Here is a 24,099-nt window from a genome sequence, read left to right on the forward strand (position 1 = left end):
CCCGCTCCTTCCGTTTCTTATACTGCATTCGGTGTTTCCCCTAGCCTATCGTTCCCGCAAAGTTATCCTTCCGCAACCGGGCCCAGAATATACCGAATGGTGAGGCTTCTATATAAGTTGAACTAAAGATTTTACACCATCCACTCCGATGACAGAACAACCTTCCAATAGCTGTTATCCAACTTATATAGTTTCGCTGGCATAATTCTTTGTAAGAGCACAGCAAAAAGCAAAAAGGACATCTCCTTAACGAAGATGTCCTTACATTTCACTTATATATCAGTCGCCGCGAAAGGCACGTTTCACTCGATCGAAGAAAGATTGCTCATGTTCATGCGTCTGCTCGCCATCCAAAGCAGCAAATTGACGAAGCAACTCCTTCTGCTCATCACTCAGCTTGCTTGGGGTAACGACAACCACTTTCACATGCTGGTCCCCTTGTCCCATACCGCGCAGGCGCGGCACGCCTTTGCCTTTGAGACGGAAATATGTTCCGGTTTGCGTTCCCGCAGGAATTTTCAGCTTCACTTTTTCGGTAAGTGTCGGGATTTCAATCTCATCTCCCAATGCTGCTTGCGCAAACGTCAACGGAACTTCGCAGTAAATATCATCGCCTTCGCGCTCAAAGAAGTCATGAGACTTCACACGAATCACGATGTACAAGTCTCCTGCAGGACCGCCACGCAAACCGCCCTCGCCCTCACCTGTCATACGCAGCTGAGCACCGTCATCCACCCCCGCTGGAATGCGGACATGAATTTTACGCTGCTTGCGAACTTTACCGCTGCCGCTGCATGTCGTACATTTTTCCTTGATAATTTGTCCTGTACCGCTGCAGTTGGAACATGCTCGACGATTCACCATACGGCCAAACGGCGTATTTTGAACCACTTCCTGTTGACCGCTACCGTGGCAGACAGAACATGTTTCCGGCTTCGTTCCAGGCTTCGCTCCGGAACCATGACAGGTATCACAGCTCTCCGTGCGCGGAATGGTAATATCCGTCTCTTTGCCGAATACAGCTTCCTTGAACTCAATAGTCATCGTGTACTGCAGGTCATTCCCGCGCTGTGGAGCATTCGGGTCACGACGTCCACCGCCACCGCCAAAGAACATATCGAAAATGTCGCCGAATCCACCGCCACCAAAGTCTCCACCGCCGAATCCACCCTGATTCGGATCAATGTGACCATATTGGTCGTACTGAGCACGCTTCTGGCTGTCACTTACGACATCGTAAGCCTCTTTCACTTCTTTAAATTTGGCTTCCGCATCTGCGGCCTTGTTTACGTCAGGGTGATACTGACGGGCCAGCTTGCGGTAGGCCTTTTTGATCTCCTCGTCGCTCGCATTTTTGCTAACGCCGAGCACCTCATAATAATCACGTTTTTCAGCCACTCTTCCACCCCCATAACATTCACCTTATCGCACATCGTGACAAAAGGAAAGTCAAAGCACGGGAGCCCCGGCTATGACTTTCCCTTTAATCCGAACGTCACCGATGTTTAACTCGCAGCAAGTGCGAATTAATTATTTTTTATCTTCATCCACAACTTCGTAATCAGCGTCTACGACATTGTCACGTTTTGCGGAACCTTGTGGTTGTTCTTCAGCGCCTTGAGCCGCTTGTGCATCAGCTTGAGCTTGCTCATACAGCTTGACAGACAACTGCTGAACGATCTCTGTCAATTCTTCTGTAGCTGCTTTGATATCTTCCAGATTGTCGGAAGCAAGCACGCCCTGCAATTTTTCTTTGGCTGCATTAGCTTTCTCTACTTCGCCTGCATCTGCTTTTTCACCAAGATCCTTGATGGTTTTGTCTACGGAGTAGATCAGTTGGTCCGCGCTGTTTTTCGCTTCTACAAGCTCTTTACGTTTTCTGTCTTCTTCAGCGTGAAGCTCAGCATCTTTCATCATTTGTTCAACTTCTTCATCGCTCAGACCGCTGGAAGAAGTGATTGTGATTTTTTGTGTTTTGTTCGTACCTTTATCTGTTGCAGATACGTTAACGATACCATTGGCGTCGATGTCAAAGCTAACTTCGATTTGCGGAACACCGCGTGGCGCTGGCGGGATATCTCCCAGCATGAAGCGGCCAAGCGTTTTGTTACCAGCTGCCATCTCACGCTCACCTTGCAGGACATGAATCTCAACGCTAGGCTGATTATCTGCATAAGTGGAGAACACTTGAGATTTGCTTGTAGGGATCGTTGTATTACGCTCGATCATTTTTGTGAACACGCCACCTGCAGTTTCGATACCCAGGGACAATGGAGTTACGTCGAGCAATACAACGTCTTTCACGTCACCCGTCAATACGCCCGCTTGTACAGCTGCACCAAGTGCAACGACTTCATCCGGGTTAACGCCTTTGTGCGGCTCTTTACCTGTCAGCTTTTTGATGGCTTCCTGTACTGCCGGAATACGTGTGGAACCACCAACCAATACGATTTTGTCGATATCGTTCGGAGTCATTCCTGCATCGCTCAGTGCGCGGCGTGTAGGTTCAAGCGTACGCTCAACCAGACCTGCAGAGAGTTCTTCGAATTTCGCGCGGCTGAGGTTCAGCTCCAAGTGCTGAGGAACGCCATCTGCAACCGTAATGAACGGCAAGGAGATCGTTGTAGTCAATACACCGGAAAGTTCTTTTTTCGCTTTTTCCGCTGCATCTTTCAAACGTTGTACCGCTGCTTTATCTTTGCTCAGATCAATACCTTGATCTTTTTTGAATTCATTTACCAGATAGTCGATGATTACTTGGTCGAAGTCGTCACCGCCCAGTTGGTTGTCACCGCTAGTCGCTTTAACCTCGAAGAAACCATCACCCAGTTCCAGGATGGATACGTCGAACGTACCGCCACCCAGGTCATATACGAGAATCGTTTGGTCTTCGGATTTCTCCATACCGTACGCCAAAGCTGCTGCTGTTGGCTCGTTGACGATACGAAGCACTTCCAGACCTGCGATTTTACCTGCATCTTTGGTCGCTTGGCGCTGACTGTCATTAAAGTAAGCCGGAACGGTGATAACGGCTTGCGTTACCGTTTGGCCCAGGTATGCTTCTGCATCAGCTTTCAGCTTTTGCAGGATGATTGCAGAGATCTCTTGTGGAGAATAATCTTTGTTATCGATTGTTTCTTTGTGGGAAGTACCCATGTGACGTTTAATGGAGATGATTGTACGATCAGGGTTCGTGATCGCTTGACGCTTCGCTGTTTCACCAACGACACGCTCGCCATCTTTTTTGAAACCTACTACGGATGGAGTTGTACGTGCACCCTCCGGGTTTGGAATAACAACAGCCTCGCCGCCTTCCATAACGGCTACGCATGAGTTGGTTGTTCCTAAGTCAATACCGATTACTTTGCTCATCGGAAAATTTCCTCCTCAACATTTTAAAATCAACAGACTGTTCATCAGCCTTATTGTGCTAGTAAGTTAACTGCTCTATGTGTATAAAACTGTATATTAAACTTCGTCACTTGGTTCCAGGAATTATGAACTCACTTTAACCATAGCTGGACGAAGCACTTTATCCTTCAGCATGTAGCCTTTTTGAACCTCTTCCACAACGATACCCTCTTCGTGCTCATCGCTCTCCACCTGCATAATCGCTTGGTGGAATTCAGGGTTAAACGGTTGTCCAACCGTTTCCATTGCGGTCAGTCCTTCGCTTGTCAGCACCGTTTCCAGCTGGCGCAGAATCATTTGAAATCCTTTGGCAAACGATTCAGTCTCGGAACCTTCCGGCACTGTAGCCATAGCGCGTTCGAAATTATCAATTACTGGCACCAGTTCGGTGATCAGCTTCATCGAAGCGTATTTGGCAAGCTCTTCTTTTTCCTTTTGTGTACGACGGCGGAAGTTATCAAAATCAGCCTGTGCACGCACAAAGCGCTGCTGAGTTTCCTCAGCCTCTGCTTTCAAACGTTCCAGTTCAGATGACTCCTGATTGATTATCTCCTCAGCCTGCGCTTCTGCAGCTGCAGCCTCATTGACTGGCTCCTGCTCAGCGGCTGTTACCTCTTGTTCTTCTGTGAATGATTGCTCCTCTTTCAAGATGTTCACCTCCTTATATAAATGCATCAAGACTGCTTTGCCGTTCCCGTTTCATTATTTAAAGCGGGTTGTCAGCATCGTCGTCAAATCACGTGATAATGTATTTAGAATATGGATAACTCGCGCGTAATCCATACGAGTTGGTCCTAAAATTCCTATAGAACCGAGCGCCTCACCGTCCAATGAATAGGATGCTGTAATCAAGCTGCAATTCGCAAAGGCTTCATGGTCATTCTCGGTGCCAATTCGCACCTGAATGCCCTGACCGCCGGGCACTGGCATCATTAATTTCATTAGCGTTGGCGTCTCATCTAACAAATCCAGAATATCTTTGACCTTTTCAACATCCTTGAACTCAGGTTGCGTAAGCATGTTTGTAGCTCCGCTGAGGAACAAGCGATTATCATGCTCGTTATCAAACGCACTGTTGAGGACCTGCATCACTTCCTCGTAACGTGTAATATGGCGTTCCAGTTCCTGACCCAGCTCAGTGTAAAGACGAGATTTCAGCTTGTAGATCGGCACACCTACCAATTTACTGTTTAACAGACGAACCACACTCTCCATGTCAGCAACTGAAATTTCAGGAGGAATCTGAACCGTCTTGTTCTCCACCTGACCTGTGTTGGTCACAATAATAGCCACAGCTTCCTGATCATTCAGCGGAAGCAGCTGGAAGTGACGCAGCGACGTATGAAACACTTCAGGCCCAAGCAGAATCGAAGTATAATTGGTCATATGAGACAAAATGTTGGATGCATGCTGAATAACCTGCTCCATGACATTCAGTTTTTCTGCAAAAAATGACTTCAAATCGTCCAGTTCCTGCGGCTCCACCTGATTCCATGGAACCAGATGATCGACATAGTATCGATAACCCTTATGTGAAGGAATGCGTCCAGCTGACGTATGCGGCTGTTCCAGAAAACCCATCTCTTCAAGGTCGGCCATTTCATTCCGAATCGTTGCCGGACTGTATCCAACATCTCCTCGTTTGGAGATGCTTCGGGACCCTACGGGCTCAGCTGAACGGATATAGTCATCCACTATAGCGTTCAGAATCATTCGTTGACGCTCTGTTAACATGGTGAGTATTCCCTCCTTCTGACTGTACTGTCCCATGTCGTTAGCACTCCAGTTAGTTGAGTGCTAATCGGTAATACAAAAATACCAAACTGACATGATCATTGTCAAGTGAGTTTACTGAATGTGGGCGCCTATTTCTAGTATAGGCCAATAACCTCTTCTTATAACGCATGTTATTGGCCTGGGTGCTGTATTTCTTTACCCGGCGGATAATGCCTGAGACTAAATCGCGCCCCGCCCAAAGGCGAATCGCTATATTCCAGATCGGCATGTAATCGCGCCGCCAGCTGTTTGCTGATCGTAAGTCCAAGCCCGGTTACACCATTGTTTCCTGTATAGAAACGCCGAAAAATATGCTGGCGGTCATGCTCGTTCAGGCCTGGTCCGTCATCATCGATATGAAAAATCCAGTCCGCATCATCAGCCGCAGAAATTTCCAATGTTAATTGGACTTGAGTTTGCGTATGACGTACTGCATTTTGCAGCAGATTCAACAGCACCTGAAACAGCTGCTCCCCAGCGGTTGCAACCATGAATGAATCCGCCACAGCAGACAGCTGAACGCCGCGCTGCAATGCGGTTGGCATCAGCAGGTACACCGCCTCCTCAGCCATACTCTTCAAATCAATGACAGTCGTAGGCCATTCCTCATCCACGGTTTCCAGTCTTGAGAGCTGAATCAGTTTTCCAACCATATCAATGAGCCGCTGGGACTGGGCAGCAATAATTTCAAGTCCCTGATCGGTGGATACGACCTGATCCTGAATGGCATAAACATAACCTTGGATAGACATTAGCGGTGTTTTCAATTCATGAGAAACATTCTGCAAAAACTCAAGCTGCTGACGATGGTGATCGTCAAGTCTGCTGCTCATCAATTGAAAAGTATGAATCAGTTCCCCGATCTCCGTATGGTCGGCTTGCAGAAACTGCTCCTTATCCGGCATGTTCGGTTCATATTTGCTGACTGCCTCCTTCAGTTGGTTCAACGGTCGCACTGTACGCCACACCGCAAATAATCCGATGAGGAGGATGACAACAAAGCTTGCAGCAATCGATAGAAGCGTTGTGCGGAATAACGGGATATACATAGCTCTGAGTGACGAGAGCGGAGAATACAAGATCACACGAAATTGTTTATGCGGCAGCTCCGCTTCACTATACAGCACCTTTTTCCCATTCAAAATCATATATCCCTCGTGTGTTCCCGGAAACCCCTCCAGCTTCATCCCCACACGGCCGGCACTGCTTGAAGCAACAATTTTATCATTTCCGTCAATAACGAAATAGTCTGCATAAAAAAGAATGTCCTTGATAAAGAAACGGAAGCTGTCGTTATCCAGGTCCTCCAGATCATCCACTCGAATGACTTTCACGGCCTTCTTTGTTTGACCATTTAACTGCTGTTTGACCTGATTCAATAAAATATCATCAAAGAGATGGATAAAAAATATGACCGTAAATGCAACGGTAACCAGCATACTTGCAAACAAGGCAAGCAGCATTTTGCTGCGTATCGTTTTCATCGCACATGCACAGCCGCTTTATAGCCGAACCCCCACACCGTATCAATCGACAGCGTCGCTTGTACCTGTACCAGCTTTTTGCGGAGACGTTTCACCAGATCATCCACAACGCGTACTTCCCCGTAAAAATCATAATTCCAGACCTGCTGAATCAGCTGTTCCCGGCTGAAGGGACGATCCAGATGCTGTGACAGAAATAACAGTAGTTCATATTCTCTGCCTGTCAATCCGACCTCCTGTCCGCAAACGTCCACACGTCGGAATGCTTCAGATATCTGCACGTTGCCTACACTAAAGTACGCACCTTCCTTGGGCAAATCCGGCTCTGTTTCCCTCGCTTCACTACTGGAAGCTACGCGACTGCTGTTAATCAGACGAAGCATGCTTTTCACTCTGGCTACCAATTCACGCGGATTGAAAGGTTTGCTCAGAAAATCGTTGCAGCCCAGCTCCAGACCATTCAAACGGTCAATCTCCTCTCCACGTGCGGATATCATAATGATCGGAATCTCGGTAAACGTTCGCAGTTCAGTCAGGAGGGTAAGGCCGTCAACGCCAGGCATCATAATATCGAGAATCAGGCAATCCGGCTTTTTCGAGCGGACTTCGCCGATCAGCTCTCCGCCATGCGGGAACGAGATCACTTCATATTGCTCCTTTTTCAAGTAACCCGTGATAAGCTGTAAAATAAACGGATCGTCATCCACTACAAAAATACGCGGCATAGGTCTTCCACCTCAATTATGAATATGTCGTTTCTGATATGTTTTTTATTTAATATGTCTCTACTAATGTACCAGAGTACAAGGCAGCATTTCAAAACTTCCATTGCTGGGTAAACATATTGAGAGAGTTACGCCATGTTATGAGAAAAGACGGAGGTCCCATAAGAGAACTCCGTCTTGTTTGCCGCTGTCTTTCATTATGTCACGGTAGTATTCATTTTCCGACTGACATGGTACAGCCAGCTCACATCAGAACACATATTATTATTTATGGGATGTGCTTGATTTTGCTGCATCGTTTTTGTTTGCTACTGCTGTTTTAGCAGGTGCTTTTGTTGCAGATGCTGCAGCTTTATGTGTTGTGGCAGTTGCAGTTTTGTGTGTTGTCACAGCAGCTGCGGCTGCTGTTTTGTGCGTTGTTGCAGTTGCTGCTTTATGCGCTGTCGTTTTGGCTGCTGTTGCTTTTTTGGCTACCGCTTTTTTGGCTACCGCTTTGTGGGCTGCAATTTTGTGAGCAGCTTTCTTCGTTTTATGCGCCGTTTGTTTTGCTTTATGTGCGGTAGCTTTGGCTGTAGCCGAAGCTTTGTGGACAGCCTGTTTCGCTTTATGAGCTGTTTGTTTCGCCTTGTGAGTGCTTGCTTTTGTTTTATGGGTTACCGCTTTGATTTTGTGAGCCGTCTTTTTTGCTTTATGTGCTGCTTTTGCTTTATGAACCACTTTTTTCGCTTTATGTGCTGTTGCTTTTACTTTGTGATTCACTTTTTTGGTTGTTTTAGCAGCAGGCTTGGTTGCTGCAGTTTTCAACGCAGATTTTTTAGCTGTTGTTTTGGTCGCAGTTTTTGCTGGCGTTTTAGTAGAAGTCTTGCTGGTTGATTTAGCTGTAGTTGTCGCCGCTGTTTTAGAACCCGTCGTTTTTGGTGTTGCAGAAGAAGTTTTGGATGCCGGGGTTGTACTCGATTTCACCGGTGAGGTAGTCGTCGTTTTCGTTGCTGATGCTGCCTTTTGTGTTTCAGCCGGTTTCACGGAATTCACAACAGGTGTTGCGGCAAATGCACTGCCTGCTCCTCCAAGTACGGTCATCGCTGTTACCAAAGCTGCTACATTTTTTGTCCATTTTTTCATCATCGGTCACCTCATTCTTGAATTTGAGCCATCTGCATTTTCCTGCTCAGCACGGTTGTAGCCTTTGCTTCAATCGTTGTTCTTCTGAGAAGTTTACTGCGGATCGCTTATGTAAGTTCATCTTAACAAGAGGTTGTGTGAGAACAATGGGATAAGTGTGTGAAAAGTGTATGAAAAAAAGAAGGCAAAAAAAAAGACCACAATCCCATAGAAACCGGCAGGTTTCCTGGTCTTGTGATCTGATCTCTCTAAATTATACGAATAGCCAACCTAAGCTGATACATTCAGCTCCTTCAATACAGCAATTTCATCACAGCAGTTCTGCTTGCTGCAATGAACGCAGTCCGTCCACACCTTTTCCGGGAATATTTCCTTTTCCACAACAGCAAAGCCGTTTTTCAGAAAGAAAGAAACTTCATAAGTGAGGGCCATCACCTTCGGAATCTGTTGTCTTTCTGCTTCTTCTACAAGCCGATCAAGCAAACGCGAGCCAATTCCCAGCCCCTTATACCCTTCCGAAATTCCAAGTGATCTGACTTCCACCAGATCATTCCCGAGACGGCATAACGAGCCGCAGCCCACCACAATTCCATCCACTTCAGCCACGATAAAATGCTCCAGCTGTCGATGCAGTACCTCCCGTGAACGCGGAAGCATGATCCCACGCTCTGCATATCCTTTAATCATCTCAAACAGTGGTTCAACATCTTCCGGTACAGCTTTTCTGCATATAACCGACATCCAGCTCTCCTCCTATAACGACGCTTTCCGAGGAAAGCCAGCTTCGTAGTTGTTAATTGACACGCCCTGTAAAACAATATGAATAAATATACAACAGAGCGTATAGAATTTCAAGCTACGAATTTAGCGATATAGAGCCAATAAACTCCGCAAAAACGTCATTACCGAACAAAATACCCTGTTCACTAAGTTTAAAGCCGTCTGCTGTCCGCTCAAGCAGGCCTGCATGCAGCATTTTGCCCAGCGGCTTCGCAAATACGTCCTCCATGGACTCCCCGAATTGATCGTGGAATCGGGATGCCGAAGCACCTTCCAGCATGCGCAGACCAACCATCAGATAGTCCTCCATCGCTTCCGCACGTCCGATCTCAAAGTGATCCAATCGAGGCAGTCCTGCTCGCGACGCTTCAACATAAGGATTAATGCCCTTGATATTCATATGGCGTTCACGACCTACATACCCATGCGCACCCGCACCTAGTCCATAGTAATCCTCATTGCGCCAGTAGGTCATATTATGACGGCTTTCAAAGCCCGGCTTGGCAAAGTTGCTGATCTCATACTGCTCATAGCCCGCTTCCTTCATACGTTTCATTAATAGAAGGTACATCTGCAGTTCATCATCCTCATGGGGAAGAGGCAGTTGATTTTTTTGATACAGGGTATGGAAAAGCGTATTCTCTTCTACCTTCAGGCTATAAATCGAATAATGCTTCAAATCCAGTTCGAGTGCCCTGTCGATGCTTTCGTTCAACATCTCGACCGTCTGGTTAGGCAGCCCAAACATCAGATCAATTGACAGGTTATCCAGTCCTGCCTTGCGTGCGTTCTCCAGACTGCGATAGACGTCATCCGTATTATGAATGCGGCCAATGCCCGTTAACAGCTCGTTCTGAAAAGCCTGCACGCCAAAGCTGACACGGTTCACACCGCCTTCTTTCATGGCTGCAAGTTTCTCGGCATCCGTCGTTCCCGGATTAGCTTCCATCGAAAACTCAATGTCCTCTGCCCAATTCGGGAAATAGGTTTTGACCGAACGCAGAAAATACGCCATCTCATCCGGCTTCAGTGCGGTTGGCGTACCACCGCCGACAAAGATGGTTTTGATTTCACCAGGCGGATTCGCCTTGACGGTATGCTCCATTTCCCGCTCGAGTGCCTCCAGATATTGCATGACCGGCTGATCCTTCAGCACGTAAGAATTGAAGTCACAGTAGAAACATTTATTCGTACAAAATGGAATGTGAAGGTACACCGCTTGGGGCGCACCTGTTTTCTGGTTGTGTGCTGCGAGTGTCACGGCAAGTCCCCCTCTATTTGAAAAAAGGAAGCCATTTGGCTTCCCTTTCAGCTAAATTTTAATCTATATAAGATGAACCATAGAATTTACACAATCCACTCCGATGACAGAATAACCTTCCAATCGCTGTTATGCCCAGATTTTTTTCAATTCCCTTTACAAAGGGGAAAATCCGGTGATAAAGGCAACCGCTTCGCTTTTCCAGTTTTTTTCTGTCCTCTCCGTTAATGTGTAAAAGAATAGTTTAACTTATCTAGTTTGCATACCTATAATTCAGTTTCGATACGCACGCTCCGTGCTGTATCCAAAATTGAATTTTTAATGCAGTCTCCGATACACAAGGTTTTGTTGTACCCGGAGATTGCATTTTTAATCATCAATTTTCAGTACCGCCATAAATGCCTCCTGCGGCACCTCTACGTTACCAACCTGCTTCATCCGCTTCTTACCTTCCTTCTGCTTCTCAAGCAGCTTCCGTTTCCGCGAGATGTCACCGCCGTAACACTTGGCAAGTACGTTTTTGCGCATCGCTTTAACCGTTTCACGGGCAACAACCTTGGTGCCTACGGATGCCTGAATCGGCACTTCAAACATTTGCCGTGGGATCAGCTCGCGCAGCTTCTCACAGATGATACGGCCGCGATTGTATGCGCGGTCTCTGTGAACGATAAAGGACAAGGCATCGACCTGTTCGCCATTAAGCAGAATGTCCATTTTCACCAGATTGGACTGGCGATAGCCAGACAGCTCGTAGTCGAAGGAAGCATAACCTTTGGTGCTTGATTTCAACTGGTCGAAGAAGTCATATACGATCTCGGACAACGGGATCTCATATGTAATCGTAACCCGTGTTGTGTCCATATATTCCATATTAATAAATTCGCCACGTTTATTCTGGCACAGCTCCATAATTGTTCCCACATAATCATTCGGTACGATGATTGAGGCCTTCACATAAGGCTCCTCAACATAATCAATCCGTCCTACTTCAGGATAGTTGGATGGATTATCAATCTGAATCATCTCACCATTGGTCAACGTTACGTGGTAAATTACGCTCGGAGCCGTTGTGATCAACGGAATGTTGAATTCACGCTCGATCCGCTCCTGAATAACGTCCATATGCAGCAAACCCAGGAATCCGCAGCGGAATCCAAAGCCCAGAGCACTGGAAGTTTCCGGCTCAAAGCTGAGCGATGCATCATTCAGCTGCAGCTTCTCCAATGCTTCACGCAAATCCACATAGTCCGAAGTCTCAATCGGATACAGACCGCAGTATACCATTGGATTAATTTTACGATAACCGGGAAGTGGTTCAGGAGTTGGATTTTTCGCATCGGTAACGGTATCCCCGACCTGTGTATCGCCTACATGACGGATACCCGCAACGATGAATCCTACGTCACCCACGTTCAGCTCGTCCACAATCGTCATACGTGGCTTGAACGCACCTACTTCAATGACCTCGAACGATTTGTTTGTCGCCATCATTTTAATTTTGGAGCCTGCTTTAATTTTGCCATCAATAACACGCACATAGACGATAACCCCTTTGTAAGGGTCATAGTGCGAGTCAAAGATCAGCGCTTTCAGCGGCTGGTCCGGATCACCTACTGGTGCAGGTACACTCTGTACCACTTGCTCCAGAATTTCCTTGATACCGATGCCCGCCTTAGCAGATGCGAGTACGGCGTTGCTTGTATCCAGACCGATGACGTCTTCAACTTCCTGCTTCACCCGCTCCGGGTCAGCACTTGGCAAGTCGATTTTGTTGATGACCGGAAGAATCTCCAGATTGTTATCCAGTGCAAGGTATACGTTAGCCAGCGTCTGGGCTTCAATCCCTTGAGCGGCATCAACAACGAGCAATGCCCCTTCACAAGCAGCAAGACTTCGTGATACCTCGTACGTAAAGTCTACGTGTCCTGGTGTGTCAATGAGATTCAGCAGGTATTCTTCACCGTCGTCCGCTTTGTAATTCAAAGCAACCGCCTGCAGCTTGATCGTAATTCCACGTTCACGCTCCAGATCCATCTGATCCAGCACTTGCTCCTGCATTTCACGTGAAGTCAGCGCACCTGTGTACTCCAAGATCCGGTCCGCAAGTGTCGATTTACCGTGATCTATATGTGCAATAATTGAAAAGTTACGAATTTTACGTTGTCTTTCCCGAATGTCAGTCATTCCTTACCCCCAGAAACAGCCTAGTGTCAATCACTTCATTATAACAGTTGCTGCAAGGTGCATCAATCCCATCATGTTCAACTTCATAACAAAGCACACTGGATTAACGTCCTGAAAGTTTAGTTTACCGTTATTCCATCAGCTTCTATTCATCCTTTCCCTCCACTTCTATTCACTTTTATTCATCAACTCCGCCAAAAAGAGAGACGACCCACTTGATGCCGCTGTTCGACAGGTTTTGCAGCAGGCCCGCTGTTTTGTCTGCGAGCACATCGACTGGAGGTTTATGTTGATCTGCCCCAAGCACCTGGCTTGGAGTCTGGACAGGAACAAAAGGCTGCTTCTTCACCTCAGATGGAGCAGTTCCAGCAGGTGCAGACTCATTTTGCACCGGCGTCGATTCAGTAGTAGTAGCCATTGCCGGAATGCTTTCCGCAGGTGGTTTGTTCTGCTGAAAACCATTACCCGCCAGTTGCATGCCAAGCAGCACGCCAAGCAGCATAAGCACGCTGACAGATAACATCTTTTTGCCGAATCTGGACATCTTGTCTTCCTCCCTCTTGTATAGGATGAATAAAATTCAAGTCTGTTCCGGGATCACGAGATTACTAGATCACTACCCATTCTTGGATGCCGGCTTTGCACTGGCTTTATCCACGTTCTGCTCTTCCCAGTACACTTCTGCGATCATGTCAGCAAGAACTTTGGACGTTCGTTTGAGCTCGGCCGCCGTATTGTCGATGCCCCCGATTTCGATCAAAATGCTGTTAGGGGAAAGCGTCTGATTATATTCTCCATTGTTGCCTCCACCGCCATTTTTACCCCACACTCCTCGGGACACCCCTGGATATTTCGCCTCCAGCTTTTTATGGATTTTTGCGGCAAAGGCTTCATTCTTGCGCCAGTTCGGATTCTCATGACCGATGATGAAGTATACCTTGGCATAGCTCTGATCACCGATTATTGTTGTCGTTTTTTTATGCCGCTGCGAATCGCGATGAATATCAATTAGATACGTCAGATCATCATTCTGAGCGAGTGCCGCCTTGACGGTTTGCCTTGAATATTTGTAAGAGAAGTTCCAGTTGTAATCTTTTACTTTAGTCTGGTAATCCTCCTGAGCATGTTCAACACCAATGCCCAGCTTCTGCAGGCTGTCAGACAGATACGTCCCTACTTGAAAAACATTGCCTGTTGGCTTGCCGGAGGAAGGATTGTCACTGTTCGTGCCAAGCAGTGGATTATACCCCTCACGAGGATGAGAGTGATAGATCAGCACCGACTTTTTAGCAATAGCGGCATTGCCTTTGTCTTGTCCGCTGCCTTTGGATGGCGGATCTCCATCATCCACCCCAGAATTTGTGTTATCTTCCCCTGAAGAAGGTGTGTTGTCCTGACCCGGAGGAAGATGCAGATCACTTCCAGGCTTGCCTTCGCCCGATGAGGCTGTTTCGGTAAGTCCCGGACCCGGCTGATAATCTTCAGGCGCTTCTGCCTTCGTATTTCCCGACCCGGGCCGGAGCAGGACCGGCTGATTTGCTCCCATGCCCGGCATCTCACGTGCAATCAGGCTTTTCGGGTCCTGCGGATTGACATTAGTCAGCAGTTGGAATACAAAAGAGGTCAGATTTTCACCGGAGATCGCAGAATTCTGCTCCTTTTGGGTGAGATGAGGCATCTCCATGCCCAGCATATCTACAAAAAATCGACTGGAGACCGATCCTGCGAATCCTTTCATTGAAGAAACGGGTGAGCTGTTCAGCCGTTTCTCGGCCATTCCACCAAGCCCCAGTGCAACAAAAAAGAGGGCGGATATTATCATAAGCAACAATAGTGTACGGCCCATGGCCAGCACATGCAGACATCTTTTTTTCCACTTGCCGATGTTCCATGCCAGGATCTTGTTCATTCTTCTGTCTCCTTCCCTTGCTGGACAACTCTTATACTTCAACTCTATGAGCGTGTGCAATTTGATAGAACAAGAAGTAGAAGATTAATTGAACAAAAAAAGAAAGCCCGCTAGATTCGGACCTTCTTCATGGATGTTCATTTTAGAAGCAGATATGGAGAAATGAGGGAAGTACCCTTGAAAGGATATGCAAAGGTACAGGAGCTTTCCTAATGCGTATACGCCGCAACGTTTCCTGGATGTACAGCTTCGTGGAGTGCAGCATTCAAGCCCGTTGCAATAACGTTGGCGATGCCCTCGATAAACTCGTCAATCTCCTTCGGTGTCACGATGAGATCATGACCGAGCGGCTCAAGCACTTCTTTTACCAGACTCAAGCGATCTTCTTCACTGATGTCATCGAGCATGCCCATGATTTGTTTCGTCTGATCCGTTTCCTGCCGGAAATGAGAACGCATCATCTCAATGACATTATTAACGATGGTGGAGGCATAACATACGGTTGGCACGCCGATGGCAATGCAGGGAACACCCAGAATTTCCTTCGTTAATCCGCGACGTTTGTTACCGATGCCAGAGCCTGGATGAATACCAATATCCGCCACCTGAATGGTAGTGTTCACACGTTCAAGAGAGCGGGAGGCCAGTGCATCTATAGCGATAATGGCATCAGGACGGGTACGTTCAACAATGCCCTGCACAATGTCACTCGACTCAATCCCCGTTGTACCAAGCACACCCGGAGCAATTGCGCTGACCTCACGATATCCGGGGGCTACCTGATCAGGTACCAGTTCGAAATACTGGCGAGTAACCATTAAATTTTCCACAACCAATGGACCGAGAGAATCCGGGGTCACATTCAGGTTACCCAAGCCTACAATCAGCACTTTGGATGTTTTATTAATTCCAGCCTTCAGCATGAAATTTTCCATTTCACGTGTGAATTCCGCAGCTACCCGCTCCTGCAGATCGGTATCCCCGTTACGAAGGGAAGGCACCTCAAGTGTGACATAGTGACCTTTGACACGCCCAATCGCTTTTGCGGCTTCATCATTCAGAACATCTATGCGGGTGATCGTAATGCCATCTTTGGTATCCACATCTTCACGCAGTCCGGGAATCGTTTGTTTCTGGCTGCCTTGTGCCATTTCTTTTGAATCAATTGCCAAATCGGTGCGCACGGTGTAGTTTTGCAAATCCAATGTCATCTTTCGCTGCCTCCCTTGAACCATTTGAGCATATTGTGTGGGAAAAAGACGGGCTTTATGCACTCTGCTGAACAACCATGCAAAATCTGTTGCAATTTACATGCTAGCGTGATAGAATATTTTAAGTTGTGAAACGTTTGTATTCATGCGAATGCCTTACAGGAGGTGAATGTAATGCCAAACATCAAATCCGCTGTTAAACGCGTAAAAACGAGCGACAAGCGCCGCGCACTCAACGCTTCTCAGAAGTCTGCACTCCGCACAGCTGTTAAAGCTGCTGATGCTGCTCTGGTAAGCAACGAAGTTGAAACTGCGAAAGCTGCGATTCAAGCTGCTTCCAAAAAGCTGGACAAGGCTGTAACTAAAGGTCTGGTTCACAAAAATGCAGCTGCACGCAAAAAGTCTCGCTTGGCGAAAAAACTGAACGCTCTTTCCGCACAAGCGTAAGAAGCGTTACTTATACGAACCAATGGAAAAATCCTGAACAGCATGGGCTTTCAGGATTTTTTAGCATCTGTTCCGCCGAGAAGACACAAAAACATAGGAAATAAAAAAACAACCTGAGGCCACTTCCAAGCCGTATGTCTGAATTCATTTCTGCATACTTTACTTTGGAAAACGCACAGGTTGTTTTTTTGCGATTATATTCTCGATACTTACATAAACCTCACGCGCCAAGTCTTAACAAAAACAGCTCCAGACCCAGCACTTTGTCCACAGCACCCGTTTTCATCTGATAATCGAGTTCGCTCAAGTGACTGAGTATCTTGCGCAGACGATCCGCTTCAAATTTGCGAGCCTGTTCCCCGGCGATTTTCACGGCATACGGGTGCAGCCCGAGCTGACTGGCAATCTGCTGCTGTGAGTAGCTCTGCTGTCCCAGTTCCTTCACCTGAATCATAATACGAAATTGACGGGCAATGAGCGCTGCAATTTTAATCGGCTCCTCTCGCTGCTTCAGCAGCTCATAGAAGAGTGCAAGTGCCTTTTCCAGCCTCAAATTCGCTAACTCCTCCACCAATGCAAACACGTTTTGCTCGGTGCTTCGCGCCACGAGTGACTCAATATCTGCACGTCGAATCGCGCCTCCGCTGCCAGCAAACAAACAAAGCTTATCCACCTCGGCGGATAACGTCTGCAGCCCGGTTCCAGCATAACTAATCAGCGTATCTGCTGCGCCCGCTTCAAAGACAACGTCCCGCTGCTTCGCAAGCTTCACAATCCACTGCACTAGTTCTTCTCCACTTAACGGAGCAAACGCTAATACTACCGCCTGTTTCTTGGCAGCCTTCACCAGCTTTTTCCGCTCGTCCAGCTTATCGCCCTGCGCCAAAAAAACGATCGTGCTGTAATCAGCCGGATTATCCATATATGTAATCAAACGATCGACCTGATGCTCTATTTTCGATTCTTTTCCCGCAGTAAACAAGCTGGTGTCCCTGACAATAATCAATTTGCGCGGAACGAGAAAGGGAACCGTTTCTGCTTCTTCCACAACAGCTTCAATCGGTGTTTCGGAGAGATCATAAGGGATAACAGCAAAATCCTGATGTTCCTCTTCAATGACCTGTGTTTTCAGCATCTCCGTAAATTGCTGGATCTGATACTTCTCCGTTCCGTACAACACGTAGATTGACGCCGGATCTCCACTGCGTATTGCCTTTGTTGCACTTTTGACATCCATTCACCGTGCCTCCTTATGCTTCTTATCCTACCAGAAAAAACACAAGACAACAAAGGGACCTTCATCCGTTTATGGATAAAGGCCCCCTGTTCTGCATCTATATAAACGCAGACACCAGCCATTCTAGAAATAACCAGTGCGCGGTCATACGACGTCAGTTGGATCAGTGATAGAATACTCTGTAGTTAATTTTAGTATATGCTTGTCATAACGAAAGGTTCTTTGTTGTATTCAAAATAGGTTTCACTTGAGATTTCATGCCTATTTTGCAGGCGGTGTTTCCGAAGCTGCATTCGGCTTGAAGGAATTCTTCGTGGTTGTTCCGTCTTTGTCCGTTTCATAACTGAACTGTTTGCCGTCCTGGGACCAGCTTGCTGATTTCAATGTTCCCTCAACATTTCGCTGCTCAACCAGATTCAGCACATCTGGATCATTTGCAGATTTTGCATAAACACTTAACTGGTCACCTATCAGCATAACTACATACGCCCCGTCAGGCGATTTCCATTCTTTTGCTGTTGTTTCATCCGGTCCTGTGTTTCCTGGATCAGGGGCCGTTAACCCTTGCGATTGTTGTCCGGCAGCTGCATCCTCACCCGCTCCTGAGTCATTGCTGGTTATTCCTCGAGCCGGTGCATCCTCATTAGGAATTATCGTTTGTGCTGAAAAGGTATCATCTGCTTGATCATTCTGTTCAGGCATACTTTTTTGGTCCGTGGCATTGGAATCAGCACCATTACCTGTATTGGTATCAGGCTGCTTCTGCTCCAGGCCCTGATTAGGTTTTTCATTTTTCGTGGAAGGGGTCGCATCCACCGAAGGGCTGCCTTCCTGCTTACCCTCATCGGGGGCAGCCGCTCCTCTGGTAGAAGACTCCGCAGGTTTCTGGTCCGTCTGATGATCTGGTGCTTGCGTTTCAGTACCACTACCTGCTTCAGGTTGATCTTTTTGCGACTGTTCAGATCGTTTCTGGAGCAGATCATTTGAATCAGGCGCAGTTACACCGCCCTCTTCCTGAGAGGGTGAGCTGCCTTGGTCATTATTCACTTCCATGCTAAGAGCAGACTGACCGGCATTGCTTTCTTGAGATGCCCCCGACTTCATCATCATGGAGTCTGCATTCTCGATCTGTTCAGGCTTATAACCAAATATGGCGAAACCTAATACAACAGCCGCTGCTGCTGCACCCATCGACATGCGACCTGCCATCGAATTAAACCATTTGGTTTTGGCTTTTCGTTCTCCTGAGCTGGAACGCTGCAAATTCTCAAATGCCGCAGGGACAGGACTCATTTCTTGTACAGTACTGCTCTGTTCCTTGCGCGCTTCATCAATTGCATCCAATTGAGGCATAATTGCATCAACCAGACTAAACTTGGGGCTTACTTTAGGCAAATCTTCCAGTTCTCTGGATAGAGCTCTAAGCATGCTAAAATTTTCGGCGCACTCCGGACACTTGGCCACATGCTGCAGCATTTGCGTCGTTTCCGCCTCGCCCAGATCATGATCCAGATACCGGTGCATCCATTCCACCACCTCTTCGCATTTCATCCTGTCACACCACCTTTCTGATACTCCTGTAGTAGATTTTGTAACTGTTGTCTGGCTCTAAATAAGTAAGACTTCACCGTATTTAGCGGAAGATCGAGACAATCCGCAATTTCGTTGTAGGATAAATCCTGCAAATATCTTAGAACAATGACGGTCCGATGATGCTCTGGCAGCTTGTTGATCGCTTCTTGTATATCCTTCGCCACATAAGTGGACATCACTTCGAATTCCACATTCTGTTTATCCTGAAAAACCATTTCATGCTCATCAATGGATACAGATGGCTTGGTTCTTCTGAACTTGTCAATACAGATGTTGGTGACGATGCGCTGCACCCAGGTTTTGAACTGGGCTTTCTCTTCATAAGAATTAATCTTGGTGTAAATTCGGATCAACGCTTCCTGCGCAGCATCCAAGGCATCCTGTTCATTATTTAGAATGTAATATGCGGTACGATAGACATGCTGTTCAATCTCCCGCAATAGGGTAATTAGAGCGTCGCGATCGCCCGATTGAGCGGCTCTGATGAGTTCCGGCTCTACCACAAAGGATCCCCCTCTCCCTGCAACCTTACTGACGTGATCATCGATAAAATTGTTGCAAAGTTAAGTATATTTTAATTTTCCATCACAAAATAACGGCTTATGTATAAGGGCCGCTGAATCTTATCTTAGAATAACAGAAAATGCAAACGTAGTCACCAAACGTCTGTCATCACGGAATTCCAGTACTTACACGACTCAAAACAAATGCAATGACATACATTATGGTTAAGTACTTTTTAAGGGCCAAAAATAAAAAAGTCGAAATTTGTTCAAAACTTAAGGTTTTTTTAATGCAATTTTCATGAAAATAGTGTATTGTAAATTTACATTCATAACACGAGGTGATGAGCATGCCAGCTCTAGCGAAAATTCAGGAATTAAAAGAACAAATGCCAAAAGAATATCAAAGCATTTCCCACTTTGTGGAGCACGCTTTGGAATCCATTGATACACTGGTTGAAGAGCATCGCAAATATGTTGCTGCACAAGCGTTATACGGCGATAAAATTGTCGGATCGGAAGAGCGTTTGTACAGAGAAACTGTACTTGATATCAGAGCCCAGCTTCTGATGACGCTGGAAAAAACAGTCGAAGACATTTTGCACAAAGGCGACAAACATTGGAGCAAACATTTTAAGGACGGCGTAGAATAATCAACACTTTCATTATTATTCATTGATCAGGTCGGATATGAAAAAGCCTCTTTTTCAAAATACTCTTTAAAAGAGTGTGTTGGAGAAGGAGGCTTTTTTTTCATGCCCTTATTCAACATCCATGATAAAATAGATATATTAAATAGACTCTATATAAGGAGTATTTTGAAATGAAAGCTATTCTTGTTGACGATGAACTTTTAGCCTTGTCTTATTTGGAGTTTCAATTAATGAAGATGGACCATTTCATCCTGGAAATCATCAGTAAACTCACTAACCCTTACGATGCCATCGAACTAGTGAAGCATACCAAAGTGGATATAGCGTTTATCGATATTGAGCTGCCCGAGATAAATGGAATTGAACTCGCCGAACGAATGTTGGAATATAATCCTGATCTGAAGGTCGTATTTATTACCGCTAATCAAGAGTACGCTGTCGAGGGCTTTGATTTAAACGCAATTGATTATATTGTAAAACCAATTCGTTTTGACCGGTTGTCCAAAACAATGCATCGTATCAACGAAGTCATACCATCCATGTGAATGATCCTGTACGAGGCGATATTCAACATTGGTTTAAGGAATGGCAAAAACACAACTCCCTTAAAGCTTAAAATGATAAGAATCTTTGCTGACCCTATTACGTTTGAAAAGGATTGTTCATGTTGACATTGCTCACGCGTACTCAAAAAAACTTAGCAAAACATAAAATGGCCTGGTTAATCCTAATCTACTCCGCAGCTTTAATTGGGATGAGACTGTTATGGTATACGGAGTTCTCTCCGCCCAATCAGCCCCATGCAGAACAGGGAAAATTTGATTTATCCAACTGGGTTTTTGATGATAAACATACAATTACACTGAATGGAGAATGGGACTTCTACCCCGAAACCTTCATTTCCCCTGACATAGCCATTAGTGATACATTTAGTGTTGCCAATTCGACAATTGTTCCCGGTACATACAATGATACAAGTTCAGGAGCCAATTTCGGTACATATCGACTACAAGTACAACTACCCAAATCAAATACATCCTACGGGATTCACATTCCTCAAATTAAATCAGCTTATCGCATTTATGTGAATGGCAAGCTTTTATATGCATCGGGGTCTCCTGATGAAACGGCGATTCGAACAATTTCCAAGGTCGTACCGTATACAGGTAACTTGACTGTGGATCAGTCCACAATGGATATTATCATTCAGGTGAGTAATTTCCACTATCACAACAAAGGTGGCATTATTGAATCCATCAAATTTGGGTCTCAATCCGCAGTTATTAATGAAGTACATTTTAGTGAAAACATGCAATTGCTAGTAGCTATTATTTTGCTGCTCCACATGTTGTATGTCATAATCCTGCTTTTCGTCGGCCACCGAAAGAAGGAACTTTTTTATTTTGCCGGAATTATTTGTTTTGCCTTACTTGTTACGTTATTAGATGACGACAGAATGATGCTTCGTTGGCTCCCGATCAATTTTGAATGGGCGATACGTATGAGAATTATTGGGTACTCAGCCCTTTCATACTGTTTAGTGTTATGTACAAAGCACTTACTAAGGGTGAATAATTTCAGAAAATTTATTTCCGGCTTCTCTATTTTCTTTTATACCTATATAATTGCAACCCTTTTCTTTCCTCTTGCTTGGTTGGATTATAGCTCAAAGATTTTAAGTATTTTCATGTTTTCCGCCATTTTACTTGTACCTATTATTTCAAGACAGGCTGTGAGAACAGGTCAAGAAGCCGCTATTTCCATATTACTTGCCGGCGTTGCCGTATCATTCAATATGGTATTCAGCGGACTGTTCAAGTCATGGATGAATCAAGATTTGCCGTTTTACCCTATTGATCTTATAGTAGCCTTTGTTGTTTTTGCCTCTTTCTGGTTTGTACGCTTTACTAAAACTGCAATTCGTGCCGAAAAACAAGCGGAGGTGCTCAAGAAAGTGGACAAGCAAAAAGATGAGTTTCTTGCTAATACGTCACATGAGCTTCGCAACCCGCTTCATGCGATCATTAATATGATTCAATCCATCATCGTTAGAAGGAGCAGCAAGCTGGATGCACCTGATCATGAAGATTTGAAGCTGATTGCCAAAATTGGACAAAGGATGTCACATCTGCTTGATGACCTGATTGATATTTCCCTTCTTAAAGATAGCCGGCTAACACTGGATACAACAAGTGTGTCGCTGCCTGCAATCGCAAAAGTCGTTGTTCACATGCTGAACTACATGACAGCGAACAGAAATGTGCAGCTACGGAACGAGATTCCCGATTCATTGCCTAACGTGGCAGCAGATGAGAATCGCCTTACTCAAATTATATTTAATTTAGTGCACAATGCTTTGAAATTCACTAAAGAGGGACATGTTTCACTTCATGCAGAAATCGTGAATGAATTAGCTCACATCCATATTATCGATACAGGCATCGGGATTCACGAGGAAATGCAACAAAGGATTTTCTATCCGTACGAACAAGCTGATTCCAGCATCACATCTCAAGGCAGCGGTTTAGGCCTGGGTCTCAGCATATGCAAAAATTTAGTTGAACTCCATGGCGGAACATTGGAGCTTAGATCTGTAGTGGGAGAAGGATCAGTTTTTACTTTCACCTTACCTTTGGCCTCTGCCACCAAAGCCTTAGACAACGTTAAGATCATGGATGATTCTTTCGTTCCATCAGGACAACACGCAATAATTGGCAATATGGAGTCTGCGGTCTCTTCAGAAAATATGCACGAGATCGACCGTATCGCAGGATCCATTCTTTTAGTGGATGATGATGCCATCAATTTGAAAGTTATTAGGTCTTTAATTGAACTTGATCACTATAAGGTTATCGCGGTAACGAATGCTGATGATGCCCTGCGAGAAGTATCCCATAATCAGTGGGATCTGGTTATCACGGATATCATGATGCCCGAAATGTCCGGTTATGAGCTTACGGAAAGGATACGTAAAAAATTCACTATTTTCGAACTGCCGATACTGCTATTGACAGCAAGGAACAGACCTGAAGATATTCATACAGGCTTTCTTGCCGGAGCAAATGATTATTTGACCAAACCGGTTGAAATGCTGGAGTTACAGTCAAGAATTCGTGCGTTAATTCATTTTAAACAATCCGTTGACGAGCAATTGCGTATGGAAGCTGCATGGCTACAGGCTCAGATTCAGCCTCATTTCTTATTTAACACCATCAATTCTATCGTTTCGCTTAGTGTGATTGATTCTGATCGCATGATTAAACTTCTTGAGGCATTTGGTGATTATCTGAAGGGAAGTTTTAACTCGAATAATTTAGAACGCTTGGTCCCCCTGTCTCATGAGCTTGATTTACTGCGAGCATATTTATATATCGAACAAGAACGGTTCGGAGAACGGTTGGAGGTAGAATGGAACTTTGCGGATGATCTGAATGTTAAGCTTCCACCATTAACAATCCAGCCTCTTGCAGAAAATGCAATTCGTCACGGAATATTGAAGCGTGCAAGAGGAGGTAAGCTAACCATTTCGGCTATAAAAAAACAGGATTATGTTCAATTCGTCATTCAAGATAACGGTATCGGTATGGATGATAAAACACGCTCTTCGCTATTCGATGGCAGGAAAAAAGCAGGAGTATCCGGTGTCGGAATAACCAATACAGATCGACGACTCAAGAAAATTTACGGACAAGGCCTGACGATTCAAAGTATATCCGGCGAAGGAACCACGATATCCTTCATTGTACCAAGGTAATAAGAATCACGACTCAATTCCACCTGACAGAGTTGAATCGTGGTTCTTT

At 45.7% G+C, this 24,099-nt stretch carries 20 protein-coding genes; 4 read left to right on the top strand and 16 right to left on the bottom strand.

The annotated features are described in order from the left end of the window. Nucleotides 1–279 precede the first annotated feature (279 nt). The 13 genes from dnaJ to gpr all read right to left on the bottom strand — a co-directional run bounded on the left by dnaJ (nt 280) and on the right by gpr (nt 15,863). Nucleotides 280–1,398 carry a molecular chaperone DnaJ gene (gene dnaJ, locus ACQSGY_RS02405; protein ID WP_111273444.1) on the bottom strand — a complete coding sequence of 373 codons (1,119 nt, stop codon included), beginning with the start codon at nt 1,396–1,398 and terminating at the stop codon, nt 280–282. 132 nt (nt 1,399–1,530) lie between these two features. After that, the gene (gene dnaK / locus ACQSGY_RS02410; protein ID WP_145404129.1) at nt 1,531–3,372 is read right to left on the bottom strand and encodes a molecular chaperone DnaK; all 1,842 of its coding nucleotides are present in this window, start codon (nt 3,370–3,372) and stop codon (nt 1,531–1,533) included. A 123-nt stretch (nt 3,373–3,495) separates the two neighbouring features. Beyond that, nucleotides 3,496–4,059: a nucleotide exchange factor GrpE gene (gene grpE / locus ACQSGY_RS02415; RefSeq protein ID WP_373288408.1), complete on the bottom strand. Its 564-nt coding sequence runs from the start codon at nt 4,057–4,059 to the stop codon at nt 3,496–3,498. 54 nt (nt 4,060–4,113) lie between these two features. Beyond that, the gene (gene hrcA, locus ACQSGY_RS02420) at nt 4,114–5,145 is read right to left on the bottom strand and encodes a heat-inducible transcriptional repressor HrcA (protein ID WP_184182244.1); all 1,032 of its coding nucleotides are present in this window, start codon (nt 5,143–5,145) and stop codon (nt 4,114–4,116) included. Nucleotides 5,146–5,318: 173 nt separating this feature from the next. Beyond that, nucleotides 5,319–6,671: a sensor histidine kinase gene (locus ACQSGY_RS02425; RefSeq protein WP_427050516.1), complete on the bottom strand. Its 1,353-nt coding sequence runs from the start codon at nt 6,669–6,671 to the stop codon at nt 5,319–5,321. Next, nucleotides 6,668–7,396 carry a response regulator transcription factor gene (locus ACQSGY_RS02430; protein WP_427050517.1) on the bottom strand — a complete coding sequence of 243 codons (729 nt, stop codon included), beginning with the start codon at nt 7,394–7,396 and terminating at the stop codon, nt 6,668–6,670. The genes ACQSGY_RS02425 and ACQSGY_RS02430 overlap by 4 nt, the downstream gene beginning before the upstream one ends. 264 nt (nt 7,397–7,660) lie before the next feature. Next, nucleotides 7,661–8,521, bottom strand: coding sequence for a hypothetical protein (locus tag ACQSGY_RS02435; RefSeq protein WP_427050518.1), 861 nt, complete (start codon nt 8,519–8,521; stop codon nt 7,661–7,663). A gap of 267 nt (nt 8,522–8,788) precedes the next feature. Beyond that, entirely contained in the window at nt 8,789–9,259 is a 471-nt protein-coding gene (locus ACQSGY_RS02440; RefSeq protein WP_145404135.1) for an N-acetyltransferase, read from the bottom strand. A gap of 115 nt (nt 9,260–9,374) precedes the next feature. Then, entirely contained in the window at nt 9,375–10,559 is a 1,185-nt protein-coding gene (gene hemW, locus ACQSGY_RS02445) for a radical SAM family heme chaperone HemW (protein ID WP_427050519.1), read from the bottom strand. A 369-nt stretch (nt 10,560–10,928) separates the two neighbouring features. After that, nucleotides 10,929–12,743, bottom strand: coding sequence for a translation elongation factor 4 (lepA, locus tag ACQSGY_RS02450; protein ID WP_111272152.1), 1,815 nt, complete (start codon nt 12,741–12,743; stop codon nt 10,929–10,931). Nucleotides 12,744–12,921: 178 nt separating this feature from the next. After that, nucleotides 12,922–13,287, bottom strand: coding sequence for a DUF3679 domain-containing protein (locus ACQSGY_RS02455; protein ID WP_427050520.1), 366 nt, complete (start codon nt 13,285–13,287; stop codon nt 12,922–12,924). Between the two features lie 72 nt (nt 13,288–13,359). Further along, entirely contained in the window at nt 13,360–14,652 is a 1,293-nt protein-coding gene (locus tag ACQSGY_RS02460; RefSeq protein WP_427050521.1) for a stage II sporulation protein P, read from the bottom strand. A gap of 209 nt (nt 14,653–14,861) precedes the next feature. Next, nucleotides 14,862–15,863 carry a GPR endopeptidase gene (gpr, locus tag ACQSGY_RS02465; protein WP_216517123.1) on the bottom strand — a complete coding sequence of 334 codons (1,002 nt, stop codon included), beginning with the start codon at nt 15,861–15,863 and terminating at the stop codon, nt 14,862–14,864. A 174-nt stretch (nt 15,864–16,037) separates the two neighbouring features. Between gpr and rpsT the strand changes: the two genes are divergently transcribed. Then, complete coding sequence (gene rpsT, locus ACQSGY_RS02470; protein WP_090914815.1) at nt 16,038–16,310, top strand: 30S ribosomal protein S20; 273 nt, start codon at nt 16,038–16,040, stop codon at nt 16,308–16,310. A gap of 220 nt (nt 16,311–16,530) precedes the next feature. On the opposite strand, the gene holA is transcribed toward rpsT, so the two are convergent. The 3 genes from holA to ACQSGY_RS02485 all read right to left on the bottom strand — a co-directional run bounded on the left by holA (nt 16,531) and on the right by ACQSGY_RS02485 (nt 19,643). Beyond that, nucleotides 16,531–17,547, bottom strand: coding sequence for a DNA polymerase III subunit delta (gene holA / locus ACQSGY_RS02475; protein WP_427050522.1), 1,017 nt, complete (start codon nt 17,545–17,547; stop codon nt 16,531–16,533). A gap of 261 nt (nt 17,548–17,808) precedes the next feature. Further along, entirely contained in the window at nt 17,809–19,098 is a 1,290-nt protein-coding gene (locus tag ACQSGY_RS02480; protein ID WP_427050523.1) for a zf-HC2 domain-containing protein, read from the bottom strand. Further along, entirely contained in the window at nt 19,095–19,643 is a 549-nt protein-coding gene (locus ACQSGY_RS02485; protein ID WP_111272157.1) for an RNA polymerase sigma factor, read from the bottom strand. Before ACQSGY_RS02485 ends, ACQSGY_RS02480 begins: the two co-directional genes overlap by 4 nt. A 350-nt stretch (nt 19,644–19,993) precedes the next feature. Here ACQSGY_RS02485 and ACQSGY_RS02490 point away from each other — a divergent pair, with 350 nt between their 5' ends. The 3 genes from ACQSGY_RS02490 to ACQSGY_RS02500 all read left to right on the top strand — a co-directional run bounded on the left by ACQSGY_RS02490 (nt 19,994) and on the right by ACQSGY_RS02500 (nt 24,050). Then, nucleotides 19,994–20,296 (top strand): hypothetical protein, encoded by a 303-nt coding sequence (locus ACQSGY_RS02490; protein WP_216517117.1) that lies wholly within the window; start codon nt 19,994–19,996, stop codon nt 20,294–20,296. 170 nt (nt 20,297–20,466) lie between these two features. Then, the gene (locus tag ACQSGY_RS02495; protein WP_427050524.1) at nt 20,467–20,841 is read left to right on the top strand and encodes a LytR/AlgR family response regulator transcription factor; all 375 of its coding nucleotides are present in this window, start codon (nt 20,467–20,469) and stop codon (nt 20,839–20,841) included. 119 nt (nt 20,842–20,960) lie between these two features. Further along, on the top strand, nt 20,961–24,050 hold the full coding sequence (locus ACQSGY_RS02500; RefSeq protein ID WP_427050525.1) for a hybrid sensor histidine kinase/response regulator: 3,090 nt from the start codon (nt 20,961–20,963) through the stop codon (nt 24,048–24,050). Nucleotides 24,051–24,099: the final 49 nt, after the last annotated feature.

It is taken from the genome of Paenibacillus sp. TC-CSREp1, assembly GCF_050171015.1.
GTDB lineage: Bacteria > Bacillota > Bacilli > Paenibacillales > Paenibacillaceae > Paenibacillus > Paenibacillus silvae.